Source organism: Ammoniphilus soli (genome assembly GCF_040813775.1).
The window spans coordinates 12,970-37,266 of the sequence record NZ_JBEGDL010000045.1 but is presented as its reverse complement, the minus strand read 5'-3'; the positions used below and the strand labels follow the sequence as shown (position 1 = coordinate 37,266).

Sequence of the window (24,297 nt, the reverse complement as noted above, 5' to 3'; positions counted from 1 at the left end):
GGAATGTCATGGCGAAAGTGGAGATGGCTTCAGTTCGTGTTTCGGTATCAAAGAAAGCCGAAAAAATAGAAAATCAAATTCTTCGAACCAATGATTCGAAAGATGAATTTACGGATTTTATCCAATTTGTGGCCGAAGGATACCCAAAAGTCTATGAGTCACAGCTTACTGGAGACATTAAAAAAGACCGCGGAGCGAACCGGGTCATTCAGTTTCATCGAGTGAATAAGGAAAGGGATGTCGCTATCCTTTCCCTCTTTCTCGGCTCGGGACTCCGCATTTCAGAGTTGGTAAATTTAGATATTGATGATGTCAATAGACACAACCGAACCTTGAATGTTCTCCGCAAAGGAAATAAAGAGGATATCGTAGATTTTGATGAGCAAGCGTTGATTGATCTGGAGGAATATTTAGAAGTTCGATGTGAACGATATGGTTTATCCCCTGATTTTAAACCTTTGTTTGTCCCATCAAAGGTTGGCCGCAAAGGAAGCGGCAGGATGACGATACGTGGGGTTCAAAAAATGCTTGAAAAGTATGTAGATGCTTACCAAGGACCTAATCTTACTGCCCATAAATTACGCCATTCTTTTGCTACTCGATTATACGAGAATTCCAAGGACATTGTGTTAGTAAAGGACCAGCTTGGACACGAATCTGTAGAAACAACTAACCTTTATACCCATTTATCCAATACTCAACGAAAAAGAGCTTTGGAGCATATGAATCGTGGGGGTTTTATTGATTAAATTACATAATAGTATATTGAATAAGCCACCATGGAGGTGGCTTATTCAGGATGGTAATCTATTTTCATTCTATTAAAGTCAATTTTAAGACCAGCCTCGATCATAAAATCAACACCGAGAATACCGTCAAATCCATATAACTCACTAATTAATCCAAGTTGTAGTTGGAATGATGATAATAAGAATGAATCAACACTCAAATTTTCCACATTTTGTTCATAACAAAGTTCACCTCTGCCACCTACACCATACATAACTCTTGTTTGACCGTTAACCAGATCTAAATCAATTCCGATTTGTTCCAGGATGTCCGTATCAAAAATGGTCTTAGAACATCCAGTATCCAGTAATATATTATCTAGTTCAATGCTTTTCTGCTGATGTGTAAGTGTTAGAGAAACAAGTGGCAAGCCGTCCCATTCTAAGTTTCATAGCCTGTTGCGCACCCCTGTAAAGTACTGTTCAATAACTTCTATGTTTTCTTTTCCGGTATGGAAAAGGTACAATTCCCTTTCTGGGTACTGTTTATGATAATTTTTATAACCAATCCAAGCTTCTTTTGAATCAAAATACTCCTCAACTACAGTCATTTCCTCTATTGTTCGGACACGGTCTTTTGAGAAAGCCTTTATCGCCTCAATTAAAACAATACGTTCAGGGTATCGATTACGGACTTCTGCCCACTTCATCTCATAACACCTCCGTTGAAAATTTCTAATTTCATTTTAACCTACAAGGTCTTATATCTTACAATGATAAAAGATACCTTTACAAAAATGTAGGGAGAAGCTCTAAAGAAATTCGACTCTGGTTTAAATAGTAAAGACTAACTTCAGATGAATATTTAATTTTTAAAATTTTTAATGAAGAATAAGTCTTTTATAATCAAGAAAAAAGCCTAAATTCTGCTGAATCATAAACACATCTCTTGTGAAACCACAAGAGATTCCTCAATGGCATATGAACACCATCTGTGTTTTACGTACTTACCCTTCCTCTTTAATTATTACATTTCAACCTCATTTCTCAGAATCCGAAAAATCATAATAACCTTTTCCTACTTTCCTGATTTGTGTGTTAATTTGGCAATAGTAATGCAACTTGTTCCATGGATTATTCCCCCATGGTATAGTATCTATGGCACTCACCAATTCTTTAGCTTTCATCTTGCCGTTTTCTCGTAAATATTGAGCAACTAAATCCGCCTGTTCTGAAACTGTCATTCTGATCACTTCGTTATTGTCGTTCTCAGCTATCTCATCTACCTGGATTTCTAGATTAGATCCCTCTTTAACCGACTCCTGTTCCATCTTTTCATTAAACACCTCTTCAGAGGTGACTTCCACCGTTTCTTCTGTTTCTGATCGGCCACTTTTTCCAGGTATGGATGGATTGACAATCAAAGATAATTTCCTAGGCCTCTGTTCTTTATCTTCTTTATCCCTATTAGACTCTCTATTTGAATTCATATCAACAGCCTGTTGTTGCTGATCCATCTGCTCCATAAACTGACGTACCTTGACCGCAGCAACCTCTAATACTTCTGCCAATTTCTTTTCGACTGCTTGCTCTACTACAACTGCAAGTCTACTAGCGATAGCGTTTTCAACACTGTTGGTAAAAAGCTTAGAAAAAACCTGTAGTCCCTCATGAGTAAAGACAGCTGCTGCCTCCTCTAAACGGCCTTCCTTCATGAGATTCTCTTTTCCAGGAAACTCCTCACGCTTCCTTTGGAGTGAAGCCTCTCCAAGCACGTGTGTGTCAGACTCGTTCTTTCTCTGCTTAGCATCCAAATTCCCAATAAACTTCTTCATCATTTATCACTCTCCAACATAACATTCTCATGTTGTATATGATTTTGCATTACACAACCCCAAGTGTTGTCTTTTAAAATTGTATCATACAAAACAATCTAGCAAGTTATGTTCGTCAAAGGTTATCACAGAACGACATTCTTTTCTTTGATACTTAGTTTCTGTTAGGAACGAAAGCAAACGCTAGACGGCCGGTCGAAATAATATATGGATTTTTTCTAGTACTTGTCAAGGGAATTAGAGCAGACCGAGGGTGGAGGGCTAATTATTTATATACTCCATTACCATTACAAAATCTAGGTTTTGTTACTCTATTATATGAGAAATAAGAAAAAATCAATCGGATTGCTTTATTTCCGCTAATTCTTTTGGAATTAGCTAAAACTCCTCTTTTATATAATCATAAATCCAGTATCAATTAACAAATTTTACATTTCTTAGTCCAATAAAAGAAAAAAGCTGCCGAAGCAGTCTCAATTTATTGTTCTCTTACAAGTGTATTAAATCTCCTCCCGAGGTCAAATCAATTTGTCATTATTATAGCATTATTTCATCTCTTCTTTAATCAATTTTATGCTCTGTTTGATCCCTTCTACCACTCCTCTCATCCAATCAAGATCCTGTCTGAATTTCGAATAACGATTACTTTCTGCTTCTCGGATGACTTTCTCTAAATTTATTGAATGGCTCGTTAACTGCTGAATAATCTTTTCCATAATTTCTCCCCCAATTAAATTTACTTACAGGTGCCCTAAAAAAAACAGGGAAGATGTTTTCTTCCCTATGACGGAGTTGTGGAATTTAATAGTAGAGTATCAAATACCCCATAAATCTTGCCTTTCTTAATAGAAAAGCAAGATTTAGCGATATATGAGACTTTGTTGAGTTTAATCTCCTAAATTGCGTTATACAGGTTGGTTAAACACTACTCATAAGGCCTTCATCGTTCCAAGCACCAAAATAGGGATTCTAGAGTGATCGCTCTACGATTTCAGCAATATCTAGCGTCCTTACTGAACTTTCCGCTTCCTTCGCCTTCACTCCATCACTCATCATCGTCAAGCAATACGGACAATTACTTCCAATCGTCGTCGGATTCAGTTGAAGGGCCTGCTCCGTTCGCTCAATGTTGATCCGTTTCCCTTGGGTCTCTTCCATCCACATGTTTCCACCACCGGCTCCGCAACACATCGCATCCTGCTTGTTTCTTTCCATTTCCAGCACGTTGACTCCAGGAATGGATTTTAAAATCTGCCGTGGAATATCATAAATGTCGTTATAACGTCCAATATAGCAAGAATCGTGGTATGCAATGGCTTCTTGTACTTCTTTTTCCGGTTTAATTCTTCCTTCCTGAATCAGCTTCCAAATCAGCTCTGTATGATGATATAATTCCGCTTTTAAACCAAATTCCGAATATTCATGTTTGAAGGTATTATACGTATGAGGACAAATGGTCACAATCTTCTTTACATCACAAGCCTGGAAATTGGCTATGTTTTCCTGGCATAATTGTTGGAATAAAAATTCATTTCCCATCCGTCGGGCCGTATCACCAGAGTTCCGTTCTTCGTTCCCTAAGATCGCAAATTTCACCCCAGCCACATTCATGATCTTGGCAAAGGATTGGGCAATTTTCTGGCTGCGGTTATCAAAGGATCCCATGGAACCGACGAAGAATAGATACTCAAAATCTTCCACTTCATCCACGGTTGGCACCACGATATCTTCGCGGCCTTCGCGCCATTTGATGCGTTCCTTCCGGTTAATGCCCCATGGATTGCTTTGGCGCTCTATATTTTGGAAGTAACGCGTCGCTTCGTGCGGCATATTTCCTTCCGTTAACACAAGGTATCGTCGTAGATCGATGATTTTATCCACATGCTCATTAGCCACCGGACATTGATCCTCACAGTTGCGGCAGGTGGTACACGCCCAGATCTCTTCTTCCGTGATGACATCACCAATCAAGCTTGGAAACTCAATGGTGGCTGCCACCTCCGATGTAGCCCCCTGCATAGCCAGTTGATTGGCTTGCGTGTTCTTGAAGGCAAAATCCGGCATCCAAGGAGACCGTGAAGTGATCGCAGCTCCTTTTTCCGTCAGGTGATCCCTCATCTTCACGATGAGATCCATCGGGGATAAGGTCTTGCCCGTTCCGGAAGCGGGGCACATATTCGTGCATCGTCCGCATTCCGCACAGGCGTAAAGATCGATCAGCTGCTGCTGGGTAAAGTTCTCGACTTTCCCAACCCCATATTCCTCTACATCTTCATCTTCAAAATCAATCTTGCTTAACTTCCCTACAGGTCCGACTTTCTTGAAAAAGATATTGAACATGGCAAATAGCTCATGCGCTTGCTTGGACTGCGGAACGAAGACCATGAAGGATAGCACGATTAGCATGTGAACCCACCAGAATACAAAGAACAACACGGTGGCGCCTGTCGTTCCAATGCCGGAGAACGCCAGCGCAACCACTCCGGAGAAGGGAGCATAGACCAAATCCGGTTCGTGACCGAGCATCACGGTTTCAAAGCCTAGCGCTAGCAGGATGGACAGGGTGAGAATGGTCAGCCCGATATAAACAAACGCCACTTTGCCATCGCGCCTCCATTGCAATCGCTTCAGCTTCTCCACATAGCGGCGGAAGGTAGCATATGCCACGGCGATCAGCATCAGGAAGGTCGTCCACTCCTGTAGAAGACTGAAATATTTGTGTGCCTCACCGAATGGGAATTCATACCCTTTACTAAATCCTTTAATGACGAGTTCGATGAGTCCCACCTGGATGATCATAAAGCCATAAAATAAGATCAAGTGCATACATCCGCTTTTCTTATCCTTAAACAATTTTCGCTGTCCGAACCCATTCACTAACACGGCATTCAACCGTTCTTTAAGGTTCGGTTCAAAAGCGGACTTCTTGCCGAGCTTCACAAATAAATAGCGGCTGTAAACGATATGAAGAAACAAGTAGACGGCATAACCGGTGACAGCCATAAGGGCTATAAAATTAAGGAAAGCTAACATTCCTTCTTACCTCCTTAGTGGATAATGTATTCTGGATCCAATTAACCTTTATGATTTATACTTTATTTGATAAACAATTAATTGTCAATAACATTTGACAATTCGTCTTATTCTCTACTTTAAAAACAACAGTCTGGATTCTCTCTTTAGAATTAAGAGAGAAATTTCAACACAGACATAGCTGGATTATCCGGTAACTTAAATGGCAAGCATTTGTTCCCAATATTACAGTTTCATTGCGAAGCTTTTAAATGATAAAGCCAACTTACGCAAAGGTAGAACTGCGTAAGTTGGCTTTAAAGCATTCATCCTCCGGTTGCTTCATCTACAACAAAAAAAGTTCCCATCGATTGAGCTACTAAATTTCTCATTTCATCATAAACCTCACACTGTGCAACGACCGTTTTTCGGCCCCAGTGCAGAACTTTTGGCTTTGCAGTCAATTTGTCACCTTTCCCTTTTTTAATAAAATTCATCTTCATTTCCAATGTAAATACCTTTTGGGACTCCCGCAATTGCTCAAGTATCATATACCCAATCGCCACATCAGCTAATGTGTATAACGCACCGCCTTGCGCCACACCATAGGTATTCGCATTAAAGGCCCCAAGATGCATCTGAAATTCACCTTGTTCATTCCATTCGATTCCCATGATTCGTCCCAGGTTATGAAATCTTTCGTTTGAAGCTATTTGTAATGAATTTATAGCCTGGTTTAGCGTTTCTAATTGAGGGCCATTTAATAAATACAATTTATCCTTGATTTGTTCAATCCATTGTTCTTTCGTGAGCGTCTGCATAATCCTCTTTTTACACATCCCTATTGGTTTTAATCTTTTCAACTAATTCCTTCCCTGTACGGCTAATATGTATAGATACTAGTTCTGCCGCCTTTTGGGAGTCCCCTTGTTTAACTGCTTCCAAAATATCTTTGTGCTCTTGGTTCGACTTTTTAGTATGCTCCGTCAAAATGTGCGGCGTTTGTTGCGGAAACCCATTCCATAAGGTTTCAATGAAAAACACCAACCGTTTCCACGAGCAGTGACTCATCAAGATATTGTGGAACTGAATATTTGCCTCTACGAATTCTTCCGCTTCCTTAGCCTGGTCCATCTGAATGATCAATCTTTCCAATTGTGCAATTTCATCCGATCCAAGACTTTTTGCACTTTGTTCTACAGCCATTTTTTCAAACTGGGATCTCAATTCATAAATTTCTTCAATATCTTCAACTTTTAACGATTTCACTATCGCCCCCCGATGCGGCTCAATAGTGATTAATCCCTCAATTTCTAATTTCCGGAGCGCTTCTCTAACCGGCATTCGGCTGACACCTAAAGAATTAGCTAATTCCTCTTGTATTAACCTTTCACCAGGAGCAATATCTCCGCGCAAGATCGCCTCCCGTAAAACCCGTGTGACTTTCGTATGGACGGTTTCTAATTCTGTTTTATTTAAACGCAAATCCAATTTACTCATAGATTTCTACCTGCCTTTGATTTATAGGATTCGAAAGTATAAAGTATTATCAAGATCAGCTTCATGAGCGAAAACATAATTATAATGAGCCTTGATTATATTATATGGCTTTTGGATCCATTATACAATAAGGATAATTTTAAACCTGGAGTATAAGCTTAATAATTCTCCTTTGGTAGAAATCCGCTTTGCATACTAATAATGTTTGCACTCCTCTAATAGTGAATGAGCTTGTCTTTCATTATCTGCAAACCCATATAGTCTATAGCCATCTACTAAAAGTCTGGTCACCTCATTGATATCCTTGCATATGAACTCCTCATTCTGAGAATACATAATATAAAACATCTTGGATCTCTCCCCATTTTTTATAACTATAAGATGGTCAAAATCTCCTACTTTTTTAGGAGTAAATAAGTATGTGAGCTAATAGAAAGAACAAAAGGAACTGTTTTAATAACGGCTTTGGAAGGCATTTGAGGTTACAGTGAATAAACCGGGTGAGGACAGCGTAATAAAGGTTATCGCCTTAGTTCTACGCTTGGAAAAATCATACGAAAAAACAAAGCCGACATCAGCCCTTGCCGAATAACCAGCAATTCCTTCTGTCGGCTTTCATCTAGAAATAACAGGTATACAAACAGGCCACTACACTGCCGCACCATGGAGGATTTTTTTGAATTCTTCCGTCAATAAAGGGACTACCTCAAATAAGTCTCCTACAATCCCATAGTCTGCCACTTGGAAAATCGGCGCTTCAGGATCTTTGTTAATCGCTACGATCACTTTGGAGTTCGACATGCCAGCTAAGTGCTGAATCGCACCGGAAATCCCGCAAGCAATATACAAATCAGGCGTAACCACTTTCCCCGTTTGTCCAATCTGTAAGGCATAATCGCAATATGATGCGTCACAAGCTCCGCGAGAGGCCCCTACGGCTCCGCCCAACACATCCGCTAACGCTTGCAAAGTTTTAAATCCTTCCGTACTTTTCACCCCGCGTCCTCCGGAGACGACCACTTTCGCCTCACTAAGATCGATCCCGCCAACTGCTTTGCGCACCACGTCTTTCACGACAGTCCGTAGATCCTGGATTGTCGGCTGGAAGGGCACCACTTGAGTCGCTGCCGGTGACTCTTTCACTTCAAAGTTATTGGAACGCAGGGTAGCAAAAATGATTCCTTCCTTGAAGCGCTTCTTTTGGAAGGCCTTCCCGGCATAGATCGGACGGGTAAAGGTGATGTTCCCCTCCACCACTTCGACTCCCGTACAGTCGGTAATCAGACCGCTTCCCAATCGGGCGGCGACTCTTGGAGCCAAATCTTTCCCCACACCCGTATGTCCCATCAGGACCACGTTGGGCTCGACCTCTTGAATCAATTGCACGAGCGCTTGGGTATACGCATCCGTCGTATAGACAGACAAGCTAGCTTCTGAACTGACATATAACCGCTGAGCCCCATATTGGGGTATCTCTGAAAGACAGTCCCCGGAATCCGCCCCAAATAAAGCCGCAATAATCTCTCCGCCTTCGGCGATTTGGTGGGCAACAGATAAAGCCTCCAACGAAACCTGGCGCAATTTACCTTCTTTCACTTCGGTTAATACGAGTACTTTTCTTCCCATGGGTTCTCCCTCCTCTTAGATTACTTTGGCTTCCGTACGAAGTAATTGGGCTAACTCTCTGACTTGCTGAGTCAGTTCCCCTTGCAGTACGAGTCCCGCCTGTTTTTTCACAGGCAAGTACTGATCGATAACCGTCGTGCGGGCCTGCGATTCCTCGGAGGATAAGCCGAGGTCCGCGATCGAAAGAACTTCCAATGGCTTCTTCTTCGCTTTCATAATGCCTGGAAGGGACGGATAGCGAGGCTCATTCAACCCCTGTTGGGCGGTTACTAACACCGGTAAGGATACCTCAATGATCTCCAGATCCCCTTCTACGTCTCTTTCCATCGTGGCTTTTCTGTCATCCAGTGATAGTTTCGTAATACTCGACACATGAGCAATATCCAACTCTTCTGCTATACGGACAGCCACCTGACCCGCTCCCAAATCTACCGCCATATTCCCACCGAGGATCAGGTCAAACGGACGAGTTCGGATGGCAGCTGCTAACCATTTTGCTACGGCGAATTCATCGACTTCTCCTTCTTCGAGATCAATCCGTACGGCTTGATCTGCTCCCATCGCCAACGCGGTACGCAGCGCACTCTCGGCACGTGCAGGTCCCACCGTGATGACGGTTACCTCGCCGCCTTTTTCTTCCTTGATCTTCACGGCCTCTTCGATGGCATATTCATCATAGGGATTGATGATGAATTCCACTCCCTCTTCTTGGACCCGCCCATTTTGAATGGAAATCTTTTCTTCGGTATCAAAGGTCTGTTTGAGTAACACCAAAATATTCATAGATTCTCCTCCTTTATGTTCATGTGAGCCCGTTCGAACATCCGTTCAATTATTTGAACCTACTCGACAGCGATTTCGCATAAGGGACGATGTCTTTCAGCTTTTCATAGGAAACCCCAGTCTCTACGCCCATTTGAGATAACATCAGCAACAGGTCTTCCGTTGCCAGATTTCCTGTGGCCCCTGGAGAGTAAGGACACCCTCCGAGCCGTCCGATGGAGCTATCAAATTTATCCACGCCGGCATGCATGGCGGCTAGGGTATTGGCCAAGGCCATATTCCATGTGTCATGGAAATGGCCAACAAACACCGTATCAGGATAGCGATCGAGCAGACGGGAAAAACGTTCATACACCATTTTCGGATCGGAGTGCCCATTCGTGTCTCCAATATCAATCTCATCGGCACCCAGTTCAACAAATCGGTGGCAGACATCATTGACTTCCGCAAAGGAAACCTCTCCTTGAAACGGGCACGTAAAGGCCATGGAAACATAAGCTCGGATGAATTGTCCGTTGTCCTTGGCTCGGGCAAAGATAGTTTCGCAATCCTTTAAGGATTCAGCGGTGGTTTTATTTATATTCTTCTGATTAAACGTGTTACTCGCGCCTATAAATACGGCGATTTGCGGGACGCGTGCGGCGATCGCGCGCTCCAGCGCCTTCAGATTCGGCGTTAAGGCAATATAGGTGATACCCAACTCATTGCAGTACACCGCGATTTCGTCGGCATCAGCCATTTGCGGCACCCATTTGGGGCTGACGAAAGCGGCGGTTTCCATTCGGGTAATCCCCGTTTGGGAAAGCTCTAAAATGAGCTTCTTCTTTTGTTCCGTAGAAATAGGAAGCGGTTCGTTCTGCAATCCATCCCGCGGTCCGACTTCAATGATTTCAACCTGCCTAGGAATATTCATCATGTCCTCCTCTGCCCTATTAGTACGATCTTGGTAATCCGAGAACGTGTTCGGCAACGAAAGAAAGAATCATATTGGTTGAAATCGGTGCCACTTGGAACAACTTCGTCTCACGGAACTTCCGTTCTACGTCATACTCTTCAGCAAATCCGAATCCACCATGCGTTTGCAGCGTGACATTGGCCGCTTCCCAAGAAGCATCCGCGGCTAAGAGTTTGGCCATATTGGCTTCCGCTCCGCACTTCTGCTTCGCGTCATAGAGTTCTGCTGCACGGAAGCGCATTAAATCCGCTGCCTCAATATTGACATGGGCTCTGGCAATCGGGAATTGAACGCCTTGATTCTGTCCAATCGGCCGATTGAAGATCACCCGCTGATTCGCATAGCCTACTGCACGTTCGATGAACCAGCGTCCATCTCCGATGCACTCCGATGCAATCAGAATCCGTTCGGCATTCATTCCATCTAGAATATAAGAGAATCCTCTGCCTTCTTCACCGATTAAATTTTCCACCGGGACTTCCAAATCCTCAATGAACAATTCCGTTGTTGCGTGATTCATCATAGTACGGATCGGCGTGATCGTAAGACCGTTGCCCACCGCTTCACGAAGATCCACTAACAGGACAGAAAGCCCTTCTGTACGTTTTTTGACTTGATCAAGCGGTTTTGTGCGCACCAAAAGGAGCATCAGGTCCGAGTATTCAGCACGGGAAATAAAGACCTTTTGTCCATTCACCACATATTTATCGCCTCTTCGAACGGCTGTCGTTTTTAATTGCGTCGTATCGGTTCCCGCATTAGGCTCAGTGACACCGAAAGCCTGCAGACGTAAGGATCCATTGGCAATCTTGGGCAGATACTTTTTCTTCTGTTCATCGGTACCATGGCGCAATAATGTACCCATGGTATACATCTGAGCATGACATGCGCCAGAATTTCCTCCGGAGCGATTAATTTCTTCTAATATAATGGAAGTTTCCGTAATCCCCAATCCGGAGCCGCCATATTCTTCAGGGATCAGAGCGCCTAAAAACCCAGCGGCTGTCAACGCGTTAACAAATTCCTCAGGGTAAGTGCGTCTGGCATCAAGCTCACGCCAATAACTGTCCGGAAAATCGCTACAAACGGCACGTACGGCTTGTCGAAGTTCATCGTAAAACTGATTATCATTCATATTTATAACCTCCAGTTCGTATGTAAATAAATTCTTTAAAGCTTTCATGTTCATGCTATTCCAGTGAATCTTTGTCTATATTCTCTAAATCTATCTTCCGATAAATTGTGGAGCACACTTTTCAACAAAGGCACGAACACCTTCCAGCCGATCTTCTGTATCCACGCAACGATTATAGTAAACAAGTTCTTCAGTACGCGCTTCCTCATCATTCATTCCAAATAAGGAGTCTACCGCGGATTTGCAATTTTGAACGGCAATCGGTGCGTTTTTCGCCACGAGGTTTGCCAGTTCAAGAGCTGCTTCTTTAAGAGATCCGGTATCGCTCAACCGATTTAACAATCCGGCACGATCCGCTTCTTCGGCGGTGACAAACCGTCCCGTGCAAAGCCATTCCTTAGCTCGGTGCACCCCAATGCGCTTAGGCAATAAACGTGCACCGCCACCGCCTGGCATAATTCCCCGCGTGACTTCCGGTAAGCCGAATGTTGCCGTGTTTGCAGCCACAATCATGTCACAATTGAGAACCATCTCAAAACCTCCAGCTAACGCATACCCATCGACGACGGCAATCGTAGGTTGTGGAAGGTCAGCAATGGCGTAAAACATCTCCTCAAAAAGTTTATGCTGATCAAGCCATTCTTGCTCGGTCATCCCATTTCGTTCCTTAAGGTCTGCTCCTGAACAAAACGATTTATTATTTGAAGAGGTTAGAAGTACAGCGCGTACATCTGACTCAGCAATCGATTGACAAACTTGGATTAAATCCTTGGCCATTTGGGTATTAAACGCATTTCGAGCTTCTGGTCGATCAAGGACAATTTCCGCAATGGTATTCTCAAAACCTACTCTACTCCAACGAACAAATGACATTTTCATCACTCCTTAATGGATAATGTATTCTGGATCCAATTTATCTGTCTGTGATTTATAATTTATTTGAAAAATAGAAAACTGTCAATAACATTTTATATTTTCTTTACTTTAGAATCCCACTTTGGATCTCCATAGCAATAGAGAACTGAAATTTCATCACAGGACATAGCCTGCTATTACTTTTCCAGTCCCCTTGTAAAAACTACTGCATCATGCCCGGCAGCCATAGAGAAAACTGCGGGAAAATGACCAATAAGGCAAGAACAAAAATGAACAGAACAATAAATGGAATGACCCCTTTGACCACAGCTTCCAGTTTCTCTTTGGCTATACCGCTTACCACAAACAGGTTTAGACCAACCGGAGGAGTAATCATAGCGAGCTCCATGTTTACTGTCATCACGATAGCGAAATGAATGGGATCAATGCCTAAATGCTTGATAATCGGTAGCAAAATCGGCAGGGTGATCAGAATGATGGATACCGCTTCCAAAAAGGCTCCCATCACAAAAAACAATATATTGACAATGATAAAGAAGACCCATTTATTCATATTGCTTTCCGCAATCCATGCCCCAACCTGCTGAGGAACCTGGGCATTGGTCAAGTATAATCCGAACAAACTTGCGGCCGCAATAATTAAAAAGATCATCGAGGTGATATTAATCGATTCGACCAAAATCGGACGAAGATCTCTCCAGTGCAACTCCCTATAAATGAAAGCAGAGACGATAATGGCGTAAGCCACAGCGATGACCGCAGACTCTGTAGGAGTAGCCACACCGGTGTAAATGCTTCCAAGGATAAGAATCGGCAAAAAAGCCCCCCAGATGGCTTTAATCGATGCTTTTGTCCGCTGAGCCATCGTTGCTTTTTCATCTTTCCCATAGCCATGCTTCTTGGCGTAATAGATCGCAGAGACGATGAGAATCCCGCCTAAAACGACTCCTGGGATTACTCCAGCCATAAACAGCTTTCCAATCGATTCCTCTGCCGTTATCCCATAGATAATTAAAGGAATACTGGGAGGAATGAGAATGCCAAGCGTTCCCGAAGCAGCAATCAAGCCCATGGTATATTTTTTATCATATCCCGCGTTTATCATCGCTGGGATCATAATAGATCCTATCGCTGCTGCCGTTGCCGGGCTTGAACCGGAAATCGCGGCAAATACCATACAAGCAAGTACCGTTACTACGGAAAGACCGCCAGGCAAGTGCCCTACCCATGTTCTTAACGCGTCAATTAAATATTTAGAAATCCCCCCACGGGCAAGCAGTACACCCGCAACAACAAATCCAGGAATAGCCATCAACGGAAAGGAATCAAGAGAAGTGAATAGCCTTTGCGGAACCATATTCATATTGAAGTTTCCCTGCATGAGTACAAAAACGGTTGATAAAGCTAAACTAATGGCTATGGGTACCCTCAATAGCATAAGGACGGCAAAAATACTAAACAATGCGAGCGTCATGATGATCCTCCTTTCCTTTCATCACATTCACAGGTTGATCTTCCTTCTGAGCCTTCTTTTCTTTTAACATCATCATCAGCTTATCTATAAATCGAAGCAGGAACATGATACCCGAGATCGGCAAAATCATATACACAAGCCACATGGGGATCCCCACATCCATGGAAACCATTCCAGAAGTATAACGCTTGGCGACAAGCAAATAACCATAGTAGGTATAAAACAAGCAAAAGACAATTCCCATTACACCTGAAAAGATATCCATAAAACGCTTGATTGAATCCGGCATCTTATCGTAAAGAAGATCCACTTGAATATGGTGATTATTTCGCAGGGCAATCGGAACACCCAGCAAAGCCCCCCATACAATCGTGTAATTGGCCACTTCTTCCACCCAGGCCTTCGGTTCGTTAAATGCATAGCGCATAACGACTCCATACAATATAAGGGCAATCCCAACTGATAAGAATGTTCCTGCCAGTGCATCTTCCACTAAATCCCACATTTTTCTTGCGCGGCTCATGTCATTCCCTCCCCATAGTTTATTTGAGGGGACATTGGCAGACCAATGTCCCGCCTTTCCGTTTTACTTTAAGTTCTTAATTCCATCAATCAACTCAGGAGTGATCGCAGAACCAAGCTCTTCGTATACCGGTTGGAAGGCCTTTTCCATCTCGGCCCGTTCTGCATCCGTCAGCTCGGTAATCTCCACTTTTCCAGCCGCTTTAATGTTTTCAAAGCTTTTGTCATTTTCCGCTTTGGCCATATCATTCGCATACTGAGTCGCTTCTTTTAAAGCTTCCTCAACCTTGCCGCGGACATCTTCAGGCATTCCATCCCAAAATGGCTTGTTGACAAAGATTCCATAATCAATGCGGCCATGATTACTTACGGTTAGATATTTCTGGACTTCCTCGTACTTTTGCGTATCGAAGTTATTAAAGGTATTTTCGGTTCCGTCCACCGTCCCCTGCTGAAGCGCAGCATACGTTTCGGCAAATGGGATCGTTGCTGACCCGGCGCCTAATGCCTTAAACTGGGCTTCCAGCACCTTTCCAGCTTGCGCGCGGAATTTCAGACCCTTGTAATCATCGGGCGTTTTCAACGGATGCTTATTCACGCTGAATTGCTTGAATCCATTTTGCCAGAACGCCATACCTAAAATATCATTGCCTACCAGCTGATCGGACTGCATTAAATCTTTTGCTAAATCGCTTTCAAAGAACTTCATCACATGCTCCTCATCTTTGAACAAAAACGGCATATCCACATACTGCCAGCGGGGATCAAGCTTGACCATCTTGGTTACGGAAGGTGCGATCATCTGCACGTTACCCGATATCAGGGCATCGAGCTCATCCTTATCCCCGTATAATTGAGAAGCAGGATAAACTTCGACTTTAACCTGTCCACCCGTTTTTTCATTCACGAGATCAGCGAATTTTTGAGCAGCCATGCCTTTCACGCTTTCAGGTGACGTTACGTGTGAAAACTTGATCACAATTTGCTCACCCGAAGCTTGCTGGCCTCCCGACTGTTCAGCAGGTTTCGCCGTGGATGTTTCTCCTCCTCCTCCGCACGCGATGAGTGTACTCATAAGCATAGTGACGAAGGATACCTTCATTAATTTTTTCATGTTCTCTTCCTCTTTTCCCCATTAGATTTTGTATATATAAATTTGCATGATGCAGCTGCTAAACGGATGTCTCTGTTTCACTCTTAGTGGTTCCCGCTAACCATTCGGCTTTTTCCACTATCCTCTTTGCCCTTTCCACAACCGGCAAATCGATCATTTTACCATTTACTTGGACCGCTCCTAGTCCTTCCTTCACCGATTTTTCAAAGGCAGACACAATCATTTGAGCGTTTTCAATATCTTCCCTGGATGGCATGAAAACTTCATTTACTACACCAATCTGTTTAGGATAAACGACCAATTTTCCTTGGAAACCCATTTGTTTAATAAACGTGGTCTCTTTCCTTAAACCCTCCAGGTCATGGATATCCGTATAGACGGCATCAATCGGAGATTGAATTCCTGCCGCCCGGGAAACATTAACCAAACGGGAGCGGGCATAGAGAAGTTCGAAGCCTTCTTTGGTTAATTCCGCATCAATGTCTAAAGTATAATCCACGGAACCGAATGCCAAGCATTTTACCCTTGCGCTAGCGGAAGCTATTTCGTCTGCACGGCATACTCCCAGGGCGCTCTCAATTAAGGGGATTACCTCGATCTCACGCTTGAGTCCTTGTTCTTTCTCTAGTTTCCCAAGAAGGTCATCTAGAAGAAGGATTTGTTCCCGTGATTCCGATTTCGGCAGCATGATGCCCATTAGCCCTTCTCCCACGATTTCCTTAACGTCATCGACAAAGTAAGGGGTGTCGGTGCTGTTCACTCTCACTACGTAATTCTTATTTGTTTCAATCCCCAGAGCTTCTTTCACTTTTTTCCGGGCTGATTCTTTCTCGGCTAAGGCTACGGCATCCTCCAAATCAAAAATGATGACATCAGCAGGAAGCTGCTGAACCTTGCCTATTTTTTTCGAATCAGATCCCGGTACAAACATCCAGCTGCGAATCAAAGCCATAAGTCTCCTCCTCTGTTCATGAGTCCGTCTATATGAGTTACCACAAGATAGGTTTGGTATAGGGTGAGCTGCCCTTTATACACTAAGAAAGTTCGCTCACCCTCCTATAATTAGAACAGTTCTCTATACAACAACTTGATTTAGCAATTGGCTAATCGCGCTAGTGTCATAACCCAGTTCTTCCAATATTTTTTCCGTGTGCTCTCCTACATCCGGAATCGGGTTCATGACCGGTTCAAAGCCTTCCATTGTAACGGGTGGAACGAGAGCCCTTACCTTCCCGACCGGAGTTTCCACTTCTCTCCAGCGATCCCTTGCTTTTAATTGGGGATGATCAAAAAACTCAGTCATTGTATTCATTCTCGCATTGGCAATTTGAGCGGCTTCCAGCCTTTCCACAATCACCTCAGCAGGTAGCTTCCTAAATTCTTCTTCAATAATCGGCTGAAGGGACTCTTGGTTTTCGAAACGCTTAAAATTATTTTCAAACCTTGAATCTTTGGATAATTCGGGTCGTTGGATCACTTGCTCACAAAACCTTTCCCATTCGCGCTCATTTTGAATCCCTATGAAAACCCTTTTTCCATCTTCACTTGGATAGGCACCATACGGATAAATGGTCGCGTGGCTTGATCCCGTGCGACTCGGTTCTTTACCGCCGTATGCCGCATAATACATCGGATATCCCATCCATTCTGCAAGGGCTTCCAGCATGGAGACCTCCAGCACCGCACCTCTGCCCGTCTCTTTTCGCTGCAGCAATGCCGTAAGAATTCCGCTATAGGCATACATGCCTGCACAAATATCCGCAATGGAGATCCCTGCTTTAGACGGAGTGTCTGGAGTCCCTGTAATCGAGACCAACCCGGCTTCACATTGAATAAGCAAATCGTAAGCCTTCTTGTCCCGGTAAGGGCCGGTCTTCCCGTATCCAGAGATGCTGCACACAATAAGTCCCGGAAATTTTTCTTGAAGATCCTTGGCCTCAAATCCCAAACGGTCAACCGCCCCTGGTGCAAGATTGTGGAGAAATACATCCGCTTTCTCTAGCAATTTGGCTAAAATTTCTTTTCCTTCCGGTTTTTTTAAATCCAAAGTAATAGACTCTTTCGATCGATTAATCCAAGTAAAATGACTGGACATTCCATTGACCGTCTTATCATATTGACGGGCAAAATCCCCATCGCCAGGCCGTTCCACTTTGATCACTCTCGCCCCTAGATCAGCCAGTTGACGGCTTGCGAATGGCGCAGCCACCGCTTGCTCAAGAGATACAACGGTAATTCCTTCCAATGGTAACATGGTTATCCCTCCAGTTTTTTTATTGAGAGAGGGCTTCTATTTAAATCCCTTAGATATGTACGGATCTTTTATCCTGTATCTTGGATCCAATAAATAAATAGTAACCCTTCACATTTCGAAAGTCAATAAAAATTCAATCTATTCTGATGATAATTGGTTCATAAACCTTCACATCGCACATGTTCTCGGTCTGTCTTAAGATGAGATATGAAATTGAGCTTCTCCCTCCTGATATAAGTCACCTCCATGAACATCGTTGATCACGATCACTGGAAATCTCTCCACTTCCAGTCGATGAATCGCTTCGGTACCCAAGTCAGGATAGGCTATGACGTCGGATTTCTTAATCGATCTTGCGATAAGGGCAGCAGCCCCCCCTACCGCAGCAAAATAAACCGCTTGATGCTTAACCATCGCCTCTTTGACTTCCTGTTGGCGCCTGCCCTTTCCAATCATTCCCTTTAAGCCAAGCTCGATCAATTTCGGAGCATACTTATCCATTCGTCCACTCGTCGTCGGTCCGGCAGAACCAATCACTTGCCCAGGCATCGCAGGAGTGGGTCCAACGTAGTAGATGGTCTGGCCCAGAATATCGATAGGAAGCTCTTCCCCTTTTTCCAACGTCTCGTACATTCGCTTATGTGCGGCATCTCTAGCCGTAAATAAATGACCCGTTAATTCCACGCGGTCACCAGCACGCAAATCGATCAAATCCTCCCTAGTAAGAGGTAATGTAAGCTGTTTAACTGTCATTTTGCCCTCCTACAATACAGCCGTCTTATGTCTACTTGCATGACAATTAATATTTACAGCAACGGGCAGCCCAGCGATATGGGTAGCGTAGACTTCCACATGCACATCCAGCGCCGTTGTGCGTCCGCCCATTCCTTGAGGCCCTAAGCCGAGCTGATTGATTCTCTCGATTAATTCATCCTCCAGCCTAGCAATATCTTCTCTCGGATTTCTTTCGCCTACATGTCGCAATAGCGATTTCTTAGCCAGGAAAGCGGATTTTTCGAAATTCCCCCCAAGGCCAACTCCTACGATCATCGGAGGACAGGCATTGGGTCCAGCCAGTTTAACGGTTTCCAATACAAATTCTTTCACCGCTTCCATCCCATCTGCCGGCTTCATCATTTTTAACCGGCTCATGTTTTCGCTGCCAAAGCCTTTGGCCGCCATATGAATGGTACATTGGTCTCCTTCGACGAGTTCAACGTGAATGACGCCCGGCGTGTTATCTCCTGTGTTGACTCGCTCCAAAGGATCCTTCACGATCGAATTTCTCAGATACCCTTCCTTGTAACCCTGCCTGATTCCTTCATTAATAGCGTCATATAACCGCCCGCCTGTAATATGACAATCCTGCCCAAGCTCGACAAAGCAGACAACCAGCCCTGTATCTTGGCACATCGGAACTTTCTCCATGGTGGCAATTTGGGCGTTTTCAATTAACTGGTTCAGTACGTCTTTTCCTACCGCGGACTCTTCCGTGGTTAAGGCTTTTTGAAAAGCATCAACCACATCAGAACCTAAATGATAGTTCGCATCCATGCATAAGTTTTTCACAGCATGAACGATGTCATTAAAATGGACTTCCCTCACCTTAGAACCCCCTTGTTTACTCTCAATTAGAGTTTAAATAATCTTCTAAATGCGGATTTGTTGGCATCCCGATTTAATTCAGCCAGAGCAGTTGTCAGTGGAATCTCCTTCGGACACACCTGAACACAGTTCTGCGAGTTTCCGCAGCTACCGATTCCTCCGTCTCCAATCACAGCATCTAAGCGTTTTTCCTTCTGCATCCTTCCCGTAGGATGAGAGTTAAAATAATAGGCTTGTGCCAAGGCTTGCGGCCCCAGGTAGGGAGATTTATCATTTACATTCGGACAGGCCTCCAGGCAACAACCGCACGTCATACAAGTTGAAAAGTCATAGGACCATTGCTGTTCTTCCGGTGAAATTTTGGGACCAGGCCCCAATGCATAGGTTCCATCGATCGGAATCCAAGCCTTAACGGTCTTCAGCGCATCAAACATGCGGGAACGGTCTACAGCTAAGTCTTTTTCCACGGGGAACGTACTCATCGGTTCAAGGACAATCGGCTGCTCTAATTTATCAATTAGCGCAGAGCATGCTTGTCGAACCTTCCCGTTAATCCTCATGGAGCAGGCACCGCATACTTCTTCCAAGCAATTGTATTCCCACACGACAGAGCGTACCTTCTCCCCATTCACATTCAAAGGATTGCGCTGAATTTCCATTAAGGCAGAAATCACGTTCATTCCAGGACGATAAGGGACTTGGAACTCCTCCCAGTAAGGGGTATCTCCTTGGCCGTTTTGCCGTTTCACGCGCAGATGAACCATCTTTGACTGACTCATGCTTTCACCGCCTCTTTCACCACATCATAACGGCGCGCTCTAGGTGCGATTAGACTTAGATCCACGGGCTCATACTCAAATACCGGACCTGCTGGCGTAAATTTAGCTTTCGTCGTTTTCAGCCAGTTTTCATCATCGCGGTTCGGAAACTCCGGTTTGTAATGCGCTCCGCGGCTTTCATTGCGGTGATACGCTCCAAGTGTAATCACTCTTGCCAATTGCAGCATATTCCACAATTGTCTGACAAACGGAACCGTACGATTATTCCAGCCGGATGTATCATCCAATCCAATGTTATGCCAGCGTTCGATTAACTCTTGAAGCTTCTCATCCGTTTTTTTCAATCGATCGTTATAGCGTACCACCGTCACGTTATCCACCATCCAATCACTCATCTCCACGTGGAGCTGATACGGATTTTCTTTTCCATTTTTGGATAGCAGGAGATGATAGGCAGCTTCCTGTTTCAAAACTTCTGTCTCAAACAAATTCGGCTTCAGATCCTCAGACAAGTGCTTCAGCCCTTTAACATATTCCATCGCTTTGGGTCCAGCCACCATTCCTCCATAAATAGCAGATACAAGGGAGTTGGCTCCAAGTCGATTCGCGCCATGGTATTGATACTCACATTCGCCTGCCGCGAACAACCCCGGTATATTGGTCATTTGATCATAATCAACCCATAAGCCTCCCATGGAATAGTGCATCGCAGGGAAAATTTTCATCGGTAGTTTTCGCGGATCATCTCCCACGAATTTTTCATAGATACTCAAAATACCGCCCACTTTTTGATCCAGAACGCGCGAATCAATATGAGAAAGGTCTAAATACACCATATTCTCACCATTAATCCCTAGCTTCATATCCACGCAAACGCTGAATATTTCACGGGTAGCGATATCGCGGGGGACTAAGTTTCCATAGGCTGGGTACTTCTCTTCTAGGAAGTACCAAGGTTTCCCGTCTTTATATACCCAAACGCGGCCACCTTCGCCACGGGCGGACTCACTCATCAAGCGAAGCTTATCATCTCCAGGAATAGCGCTCGGATGAATCTGGATCATTTCTCCATTGGCATAATAAACGCCTTGCTGGTAAGCAATACTGTGAGCGCTTCCTGTGTTAATAACAGAGTTGGTGCTTTTACGATAAATCATCCCGATTCCGCCGGTTGCCATAATCACAGCATCTGCAGGAAAGCTATGAATACTCATATCTTTTAAGTTTTGCGCGGTGATTCCTCTACAACGGCCTTCATCATCCTGAATAATGGATAAGAGCTCCCAGTGCTCTAACTTTTCAACGAATCCTTCGGTTTCATAGCGGCGAACTTGCTCATCAAGCGCATACAAAATTTGTTGACCTGTTGTAGCTCCCGCAAAAGCCGTACGTGAATATTTTGCACCGCCAAGACGCCTGAAATCAATGTTTCCTTCCGGCGTCCGATTGAATTGAACACCCATCCGATCGAGCATATAAATGATTTCGGGTGCAGCATCGCACATCGCTTTTACCGGGGGCTGATTCGCTAAAAAGTCGCCGCCATAAATGGTGTCATCAAAATGCTCCCAGGTGGAATCGCCTTCCCCTTTTGTATTTACCGCACCATTAATGCCACCTTGTGCGCAAACCGAGTGAGAACGGCGTACAGGAACCAAGGAGAACAGTTGGACTCGTTCGCCAGCTTCCGCTATTTTAATAGTAGCCATGAGTCCCGCAAGACCGCCACCAACAACGATGAAATTCTTCTTTGCCATGGTCTCTCCCTCCTAGAAGCTAAATAATGTGGCAATACCGCTGATACTTAAGACAGCAAACACGCCATACGTAAATACAGCGGACCGGCGTTGTGCTTTCGGCCCTACGGTAACTCCCCAGGTAATCAGAGCACCCCAGAGTCCGTTAGAAAAGTGGAATGTCGTCGCCACAACACCAATGATGTAGAAAACGAAGATGGCCGGATTTTCCAAATGGGCCTGAACCGCATGGTAGTCTACCGGTGTTCCGAATAAGAGATTGGAGAATCGAAATGCCCATAAATGATAGACAACAAATACCAAAGTAACCACTCCGCTCATCCGCTGAAGGACGAACATCCAATTTCGGGAGTACGAATAAGAGATCGCATTATTCTGTGCAATAAAAGCAATATACAATCCAAATACGGCATGATAAATCAAAGGCAGTGCAATGATCAGTACTTCCAGTACAGGCAAGAACGGAATGCTTTGCAATCGCTCAATTTGAGGAAAAGACCTAAAGGCAAAAATCCCGGCTAATGAGTGCAAACGAGTAAGGAGAAACTTTCGCGCCATGATTTCCTCCCTATTCTTCAACGAAGAATGTCTTGATATCTATCAAATCTTCCAAACCAAGTATCCGATCGATATAGGCTTGCACCCTTTCAGCAGGCAGCTCGCATGCCAGTTGTTTAAACTTAGCAACCATTTCTTCCCTAGTAGGCGGATTTTCCGGATCCCCTTTTGGATAATCGGTTTGTTTTTCGATGATCTCGCCATTGTTCAAACGGATTTGTACCCGTGATCCCCATTTTTCCGGATAGGCAGCATGAATGGCAGGCTCTATGCCTACATTGATTTTTCCCATTAAACCTCTCACCAGCGGATCATGCAATATTTCTTCGGTAAAGTCCAAAAGGCTTCCTTGCCTCTTTACAAAGGCTAGGGCTGTACAGAATTGAAGACTGAATTTGGAGGCGTAAACCGTTGTTGGATGCGCATTATCGGTAATATCCAGAGCCACTTGATAGGTTCTTACGCTTATATCTTCTATATCTTTCACCGTTAAATCATATTCCTTTGCCAAATCGATCACCAAATCCATGGTAGCATGGGTATGGCGGCAAGAAGCATGAATTTTAAAGGAGTTCTCTACTATTTTGAAAATCTCGCCTAATTGATTCGTAATTTTGGAAGCATCATATTGTTCTGACATCGATTCAAAGAATCCGCGTTTACCCTCTAGTATTTTGCTTGCGCCGGTAAACCCTTTTTGCGCAAGAATTGCAGAAATGACACCGTTCATGGCTGCCTTGCCAGGGTGTAGCTGTTTGCTCATCGCCCCATCCTCGATAAACTCCCATAACCCGGCAGCCTGAGTTCCAGCAGAGCCTAACGTATGTACGATTTGCTCCTCATTGAGGTTCAATAGCTTGGCAACAGCAGCAGCAGCGCCAAATGTCCCGCAGGTTGCGGTGTTATGCCAGTAATAATAATGAGATGGAGAAACCGCTTCCCCAATTCGGTAGCAGACTTCATATCCGACAGCCACTGCGGTAATCAATTCCTTACCCGATTTGTTTTTCCATTCCCCAACAGCTAAGGCCGCTGGAATCACAACCGTTGCTGCATGAATAATAGAAGCTTTATGAATATCATCAAGTTCAACAATATGGCTAGCCGCTCCATTCACTAAAGCTGCTTGAGTAATAGATGTCCTGCCACCGGTGATGAGAGTAGATTGTGGGTTGCCGCCAATTTCTTTCACCATATCATCCATAATTTGAATAGGCAACTTTTCTTTACCTGCTATGGCTGAACCTAACCAGTCCAATATACATACTTTGGTGAACTCAACCACATTCTTTGGTAAATGTTCATACTCCGTTTTCACGATATACTCAGCCAAACTTTGACTTAATCCCATCCTAATCCCTCCAACTCACTTTCTAATAAATAATCTAAATATGTGTAATTAAGGCATTTCGGCAATGGTCTACCTTTTTAATGAATCCTGTATTCTGGATCCAAAATGATTGTTTATGATTATATTTTATTTGAATAATTCGCATACGTCAATAACATTTAGATTTTCGCTAATATACAAAAAAATAAATCCTCCCGTTTCAAGCTTCATTTTATCCCGGACAAATAAATAAGCTGTTGAAAGACTAATCCAACAGCTTATTGCATAAAGGTTCGCCACGAACGCATTGGCTAGTGTTAGGGATTTCGACAGGAGACATTTTTGAGAAGCATAACAAAAGCATTCCAGCGAGTATCAAAAAGCATACGATCATACCGACAACACCTACCCAACCGAAAGCTGTCCAAAATGTGCCTTCAGCGGTGCCGCCAAC

At 43.9% G+C, this 24,297-nt stretch carries 23 protein-coding genes and 2 pseudogenes; 2 read left to right on the top strand and 23 right to left on the bottom strand.

Going from position 1 to position 24,297, the window contains the following annotated elements:
• The coding region (locus tag ABLT31_RS34390; RefSeq protein ID WP_367760175.1) for a tyrosine-type recombinase/integrase at nt 1–749 on the top strand (749 nt) is incomplete at its 5' end.
• Between the two features lie 41 nt (nt 750–790).
• Here the strand turns inward: ABLT31_RS34390 and ABLT31_RS34385 are convergent.
• From ABLT31_RS34385 to ABLT31_RS34365, 5 genes are all read right to left on the bottom strand, one after another.
• The gene (locus tag ABLT31_RS34385; RefSeq protein ID WP_367760174.1) at nt 791–1,159 is read right to left on the bottom strand and encodes an aspartyl protease family protein; all 369 of its coding nucleotides are present in this window, start codon (nt 1,157–1,159) and stop codon (nt 791–793) included.
• Between the two features lie 18 nt (nt 1,160–1,177).
• Nucleotides 1,178–1,438, bottom strand: coding sequence for a hypothetical protein (locus ABLT31_RS34380; RefSeq protein ID WP_367760173.1), 261 nt, complete (start codon nt 1,436–1,438; stop codon nt 1,178–1,180).
• Nucleotides 1,439–1,768: 330 nt separating this feature from the next.
• Nucleotides 1,769–2,566 carry a hypothetical protein gene (locus ABLT31_RS34375; protein ID WP_367760172.1) on the bottom strand — a complete coding sequence of 266 codons (798 nt, stop codon included), beginning with the start codon at nt 2,564–2,566 and terminating at the stop codon, nt 1,769–1,771.
• Nucleotides 2,567–3,108: 542 nt separating this feature from the next.
• Nucleotides 3,109–3,279, bottom strand: coding sequence for a hypothetical protein (locus ABLT31_RS34370; RefSeq protein WP_367760171.1), 171 nt, complete (start codon nt 3,277–3,279; stop codon nt 3,109–3,111).
• A gap of 253 nt (nt 3,280–3,532) precedes the next feature.
• Nucleotides 3,533–5,596 (bottom strand): (Fe-S)-binding protein, encoded by a 2,064-nt coding sequence (locus ABLT31_RS34365; protein WP_367760170.1) that lies wholly within the window; start codon nt 5,594–5,596, stop codon nt 3,533–3,535.
• Between the two features lie 316 nt (nt 5,597–5,912).
• Here ABLT31_RS34365 and ABLT31_RS34360 point away from each other — a divergent pair.
• Nucleotides 5,913–5,972: pseudogene (locus tag ABLT31_RS34360) on the top strand (hypothetical protein); the annotation flags it as partial.
• Here the strand turns inward: ABLT31_RS34360 and ABLT31_RS34355 are convergent.
• The 18 genes and pseudogenes from ABLT31_RS34355 to ABLT31_RS34270 all read right to left on the bottom strand — a co-directional run.
• A pseudogene (locus ABLT31_RS34355) lies at nt 5,944–6,213 on the bottom strand (PaaI family thioesterase); the annotation flags it as partial. The pseudogenes ABLT31_RS34360 and ABLT31_RS34355 sit on opposite strands and share 29 nt — an antisense overlap.
• 193 nt (nt 6,214–6,406) lie before the next feature.
• Entirely contained in the window at nt 6,407–7,075 is a 669-nt protein-coding gene (locus ABLT31_RS34350; RefSeq protein ID WP_367760169.1) for a GntR family transcriptional regulator, read from the bottom strand.
• A 648-nt stretch (nt 7,076–7,723) separates the two neighbouring features.
• A complete protein-coding gene (locus tag ABLT31_RS34345; protein ID WP_367760168.1) occupies nt 7,724–8,701 on the bottom strand; it encodes an electron transfer flavoprotein subunit alpha/FixB family protein in 978 nt (325 codons plus the stop codon).
• Between the two features lie 15 nt (nt 8,702–8,716).
• Entirely contained in the window at nt 8,717–9,484 is a 768-nt protein-coding gene (locus tag ABLT31_RS34340) for an electron transfer flavoprotein subunit beta/FixA family protein (RefSeq protein ID WP_367760167.1), read from the bottom strand.
• Between the two features lie 49 nt (nt 9,485–9,533).
• A complete protein-coding gene (locus tag ABLT31_RS34335; RefSeq protein ID WP_367760166.1) occupies nt 9,534–10,397 on the bottom strand; it encodes a hydroxymethylglutaryl-CoA lyase in 864 nt (287 codons plus the stop codon).
• A 19-nt stretch (nt 10,398–10,416) separates the two neighbouring features.
• Nucleotides 10,417–11,574: an acyl-CoA dehydrogenase family protein gene (locus tag ABLT31_RS34330; protein ID WP_367760165.1), complete on the bottom strand. Its 1,158-nt coding sequence runs from the start codon at nt 11,572–11,574 to the stop codon at nt 10,417–10,419.
• A 90-nt stretch (nt 11,575–11,664) separates the two neighbouring features.
• Nucleotides 11,665–12,447, bottom strand: coding sequence for an enoyl-CoA hydratase/isomerase family protein (locus ABLT31_RS34325; RefSeq protein WP_367760164.1), 783 nt, complete (start codon nt 12,445–12,447; stop codon nt 11,665–11,667).
• A 205-nt stretch (nt 12,448–12,652) separates the two neighbouring features.
• Nucleotides 12,653–13,924, bottom strand: coding sequence for a TRAP transporter large permease (locus ABLT31_RS34320; RefSeq protein ID WP_367760163.1), 1,272 nt, complete (start codon nt 13,922–13,924; stop codon nt 12,653–12,655).
• Nucleotides 13,905–14,447, bottom strand: a complete 543-nt coding sequence (locus ABLT31_RS34315) for a TRAP transporter small permease (protein ID WP_367760162.1) — start codon at nt 14,445–14,447, stop codon at nt 13,905–13,907. Before ABLT31_RS34315 ends, ABLT31_RS34320 begins: the two co-directional genes overlap by 20 nt.
• 63 nt (nt 14,448–14,510) lie before the next feature.
• Complete coding sequence (locus ABLT31_RS34310) at nt 14,511–15,560, bottom strand: DctP family TRAP transporter solute-binding subunit (protein WP_367760161.1); 1,050 nt, start codon at nt 15,558–15,560, stop codon at nt 14,511–14,513.
• A 58-nt stretch (nt 15,561–15,618) separates the two neighbouring features.
• Nucleotides 15,619–16,512, bottom strand: a complete 894-nt coding sequence (locus ABLT31_RS34305; RefSeq protein ID WP_367760160.1) for an HpcH/HpaI aldolase/citrate lyase family protein — start codon at nt 16,510–16,512, stop codon at nt 15,619–15,621.
• A 123-nt stretch (nt 16,513–16,635) separates the two neighbouring features.
• A complete protein-coding gene (locus tag ABLT31_RS34300; protein WP_367760159.1) occupies nt 16,636–17,814 on the bottom strand; it encodes a CaiB/BaiF CoA transferase family protein in 1,179 nt (392 codons plus the stop codon).
• A 195-nt stretch (nt 17,815–18,009) separates the two neighbouring features.
• Nucleotides 18,010–18,567, bottom strand: coding sequence for a Fe-S-containing hydro-lyase (locus ABLT31_RS34295; protein ID WP_367760158.1), 558 nt, complete (start codon nt 18,565–18,567; stop codon nt 18,010–18,012).
• A 9-nt stretch (nt 18,568–18,576) separates the two neighbouring features.
• On the bottom strand, nt 18,577–19,419 hold the full coding sequence (locus ABLT31_RS34290) for a fumarate hydratase (RefSeq protein WP_367760157.1): 843 nt from the start codon (nt 19,417–19,419) through the stop codon (nt 18,577–18,579).
• A 26-nt stretch (nt 19,420–19,445) separates the two neighbouring features.
• A complete protein-coding gene (sdhB, locus tag ABLT31_RS34285) occupies nt 19,446–20,198 on the bottom strand; it encodes a succinate dehydrogenase iron-sulfur subunit (protein ID WP_367760156.1) in 753 nt (250 codons plus the stop codon).
• Entirely contained in the window at nt 20,195–21,955 is a 1,761-nt protein-coding gene (sdhA, locus tag ABLT31_RS34280; RefSeq protein ID WP_367760155.1) for a succinate dehydrogenase flavoprotein subunit, read from the bottom strand. The genes sdhB and sdhA overlap by 4 nt, the downstream gene beginning before the upstream one ends.
• A 12-nt stretch (nt 21,956–21,967) precedes the next feature.
• Nucleotides 21,968–22,513: a succinate dehydrogenase/fumarate reductase transmembrane subunit gene (locus ABLT31_RS34275; RefSeq protein ID WP_367760154.1), complete on the bottom strand. Its 546-nt coding sequence runs from the start codon at nt 22,511–22,513 to the stop codon at nt 21,968–21,970.
• Nucleotides 22,514–22,523: 10 nt separating this feature from the next.
• The gene (locus ABLT31_RS34270; RefSeq protein WP_367760153.1) at nt 22,524–23,864 is read right to left on the bottom strand and encodes an MmgE/PrpD family protein; all 1,341 of its coding nucleotides are present in this window, start codon (nt 23,862–23,864) and stop codon (nt 22,524–22,526) included.
• Nucleotides 23,865–24,297 lie beyond the last annotated feature (433 nt).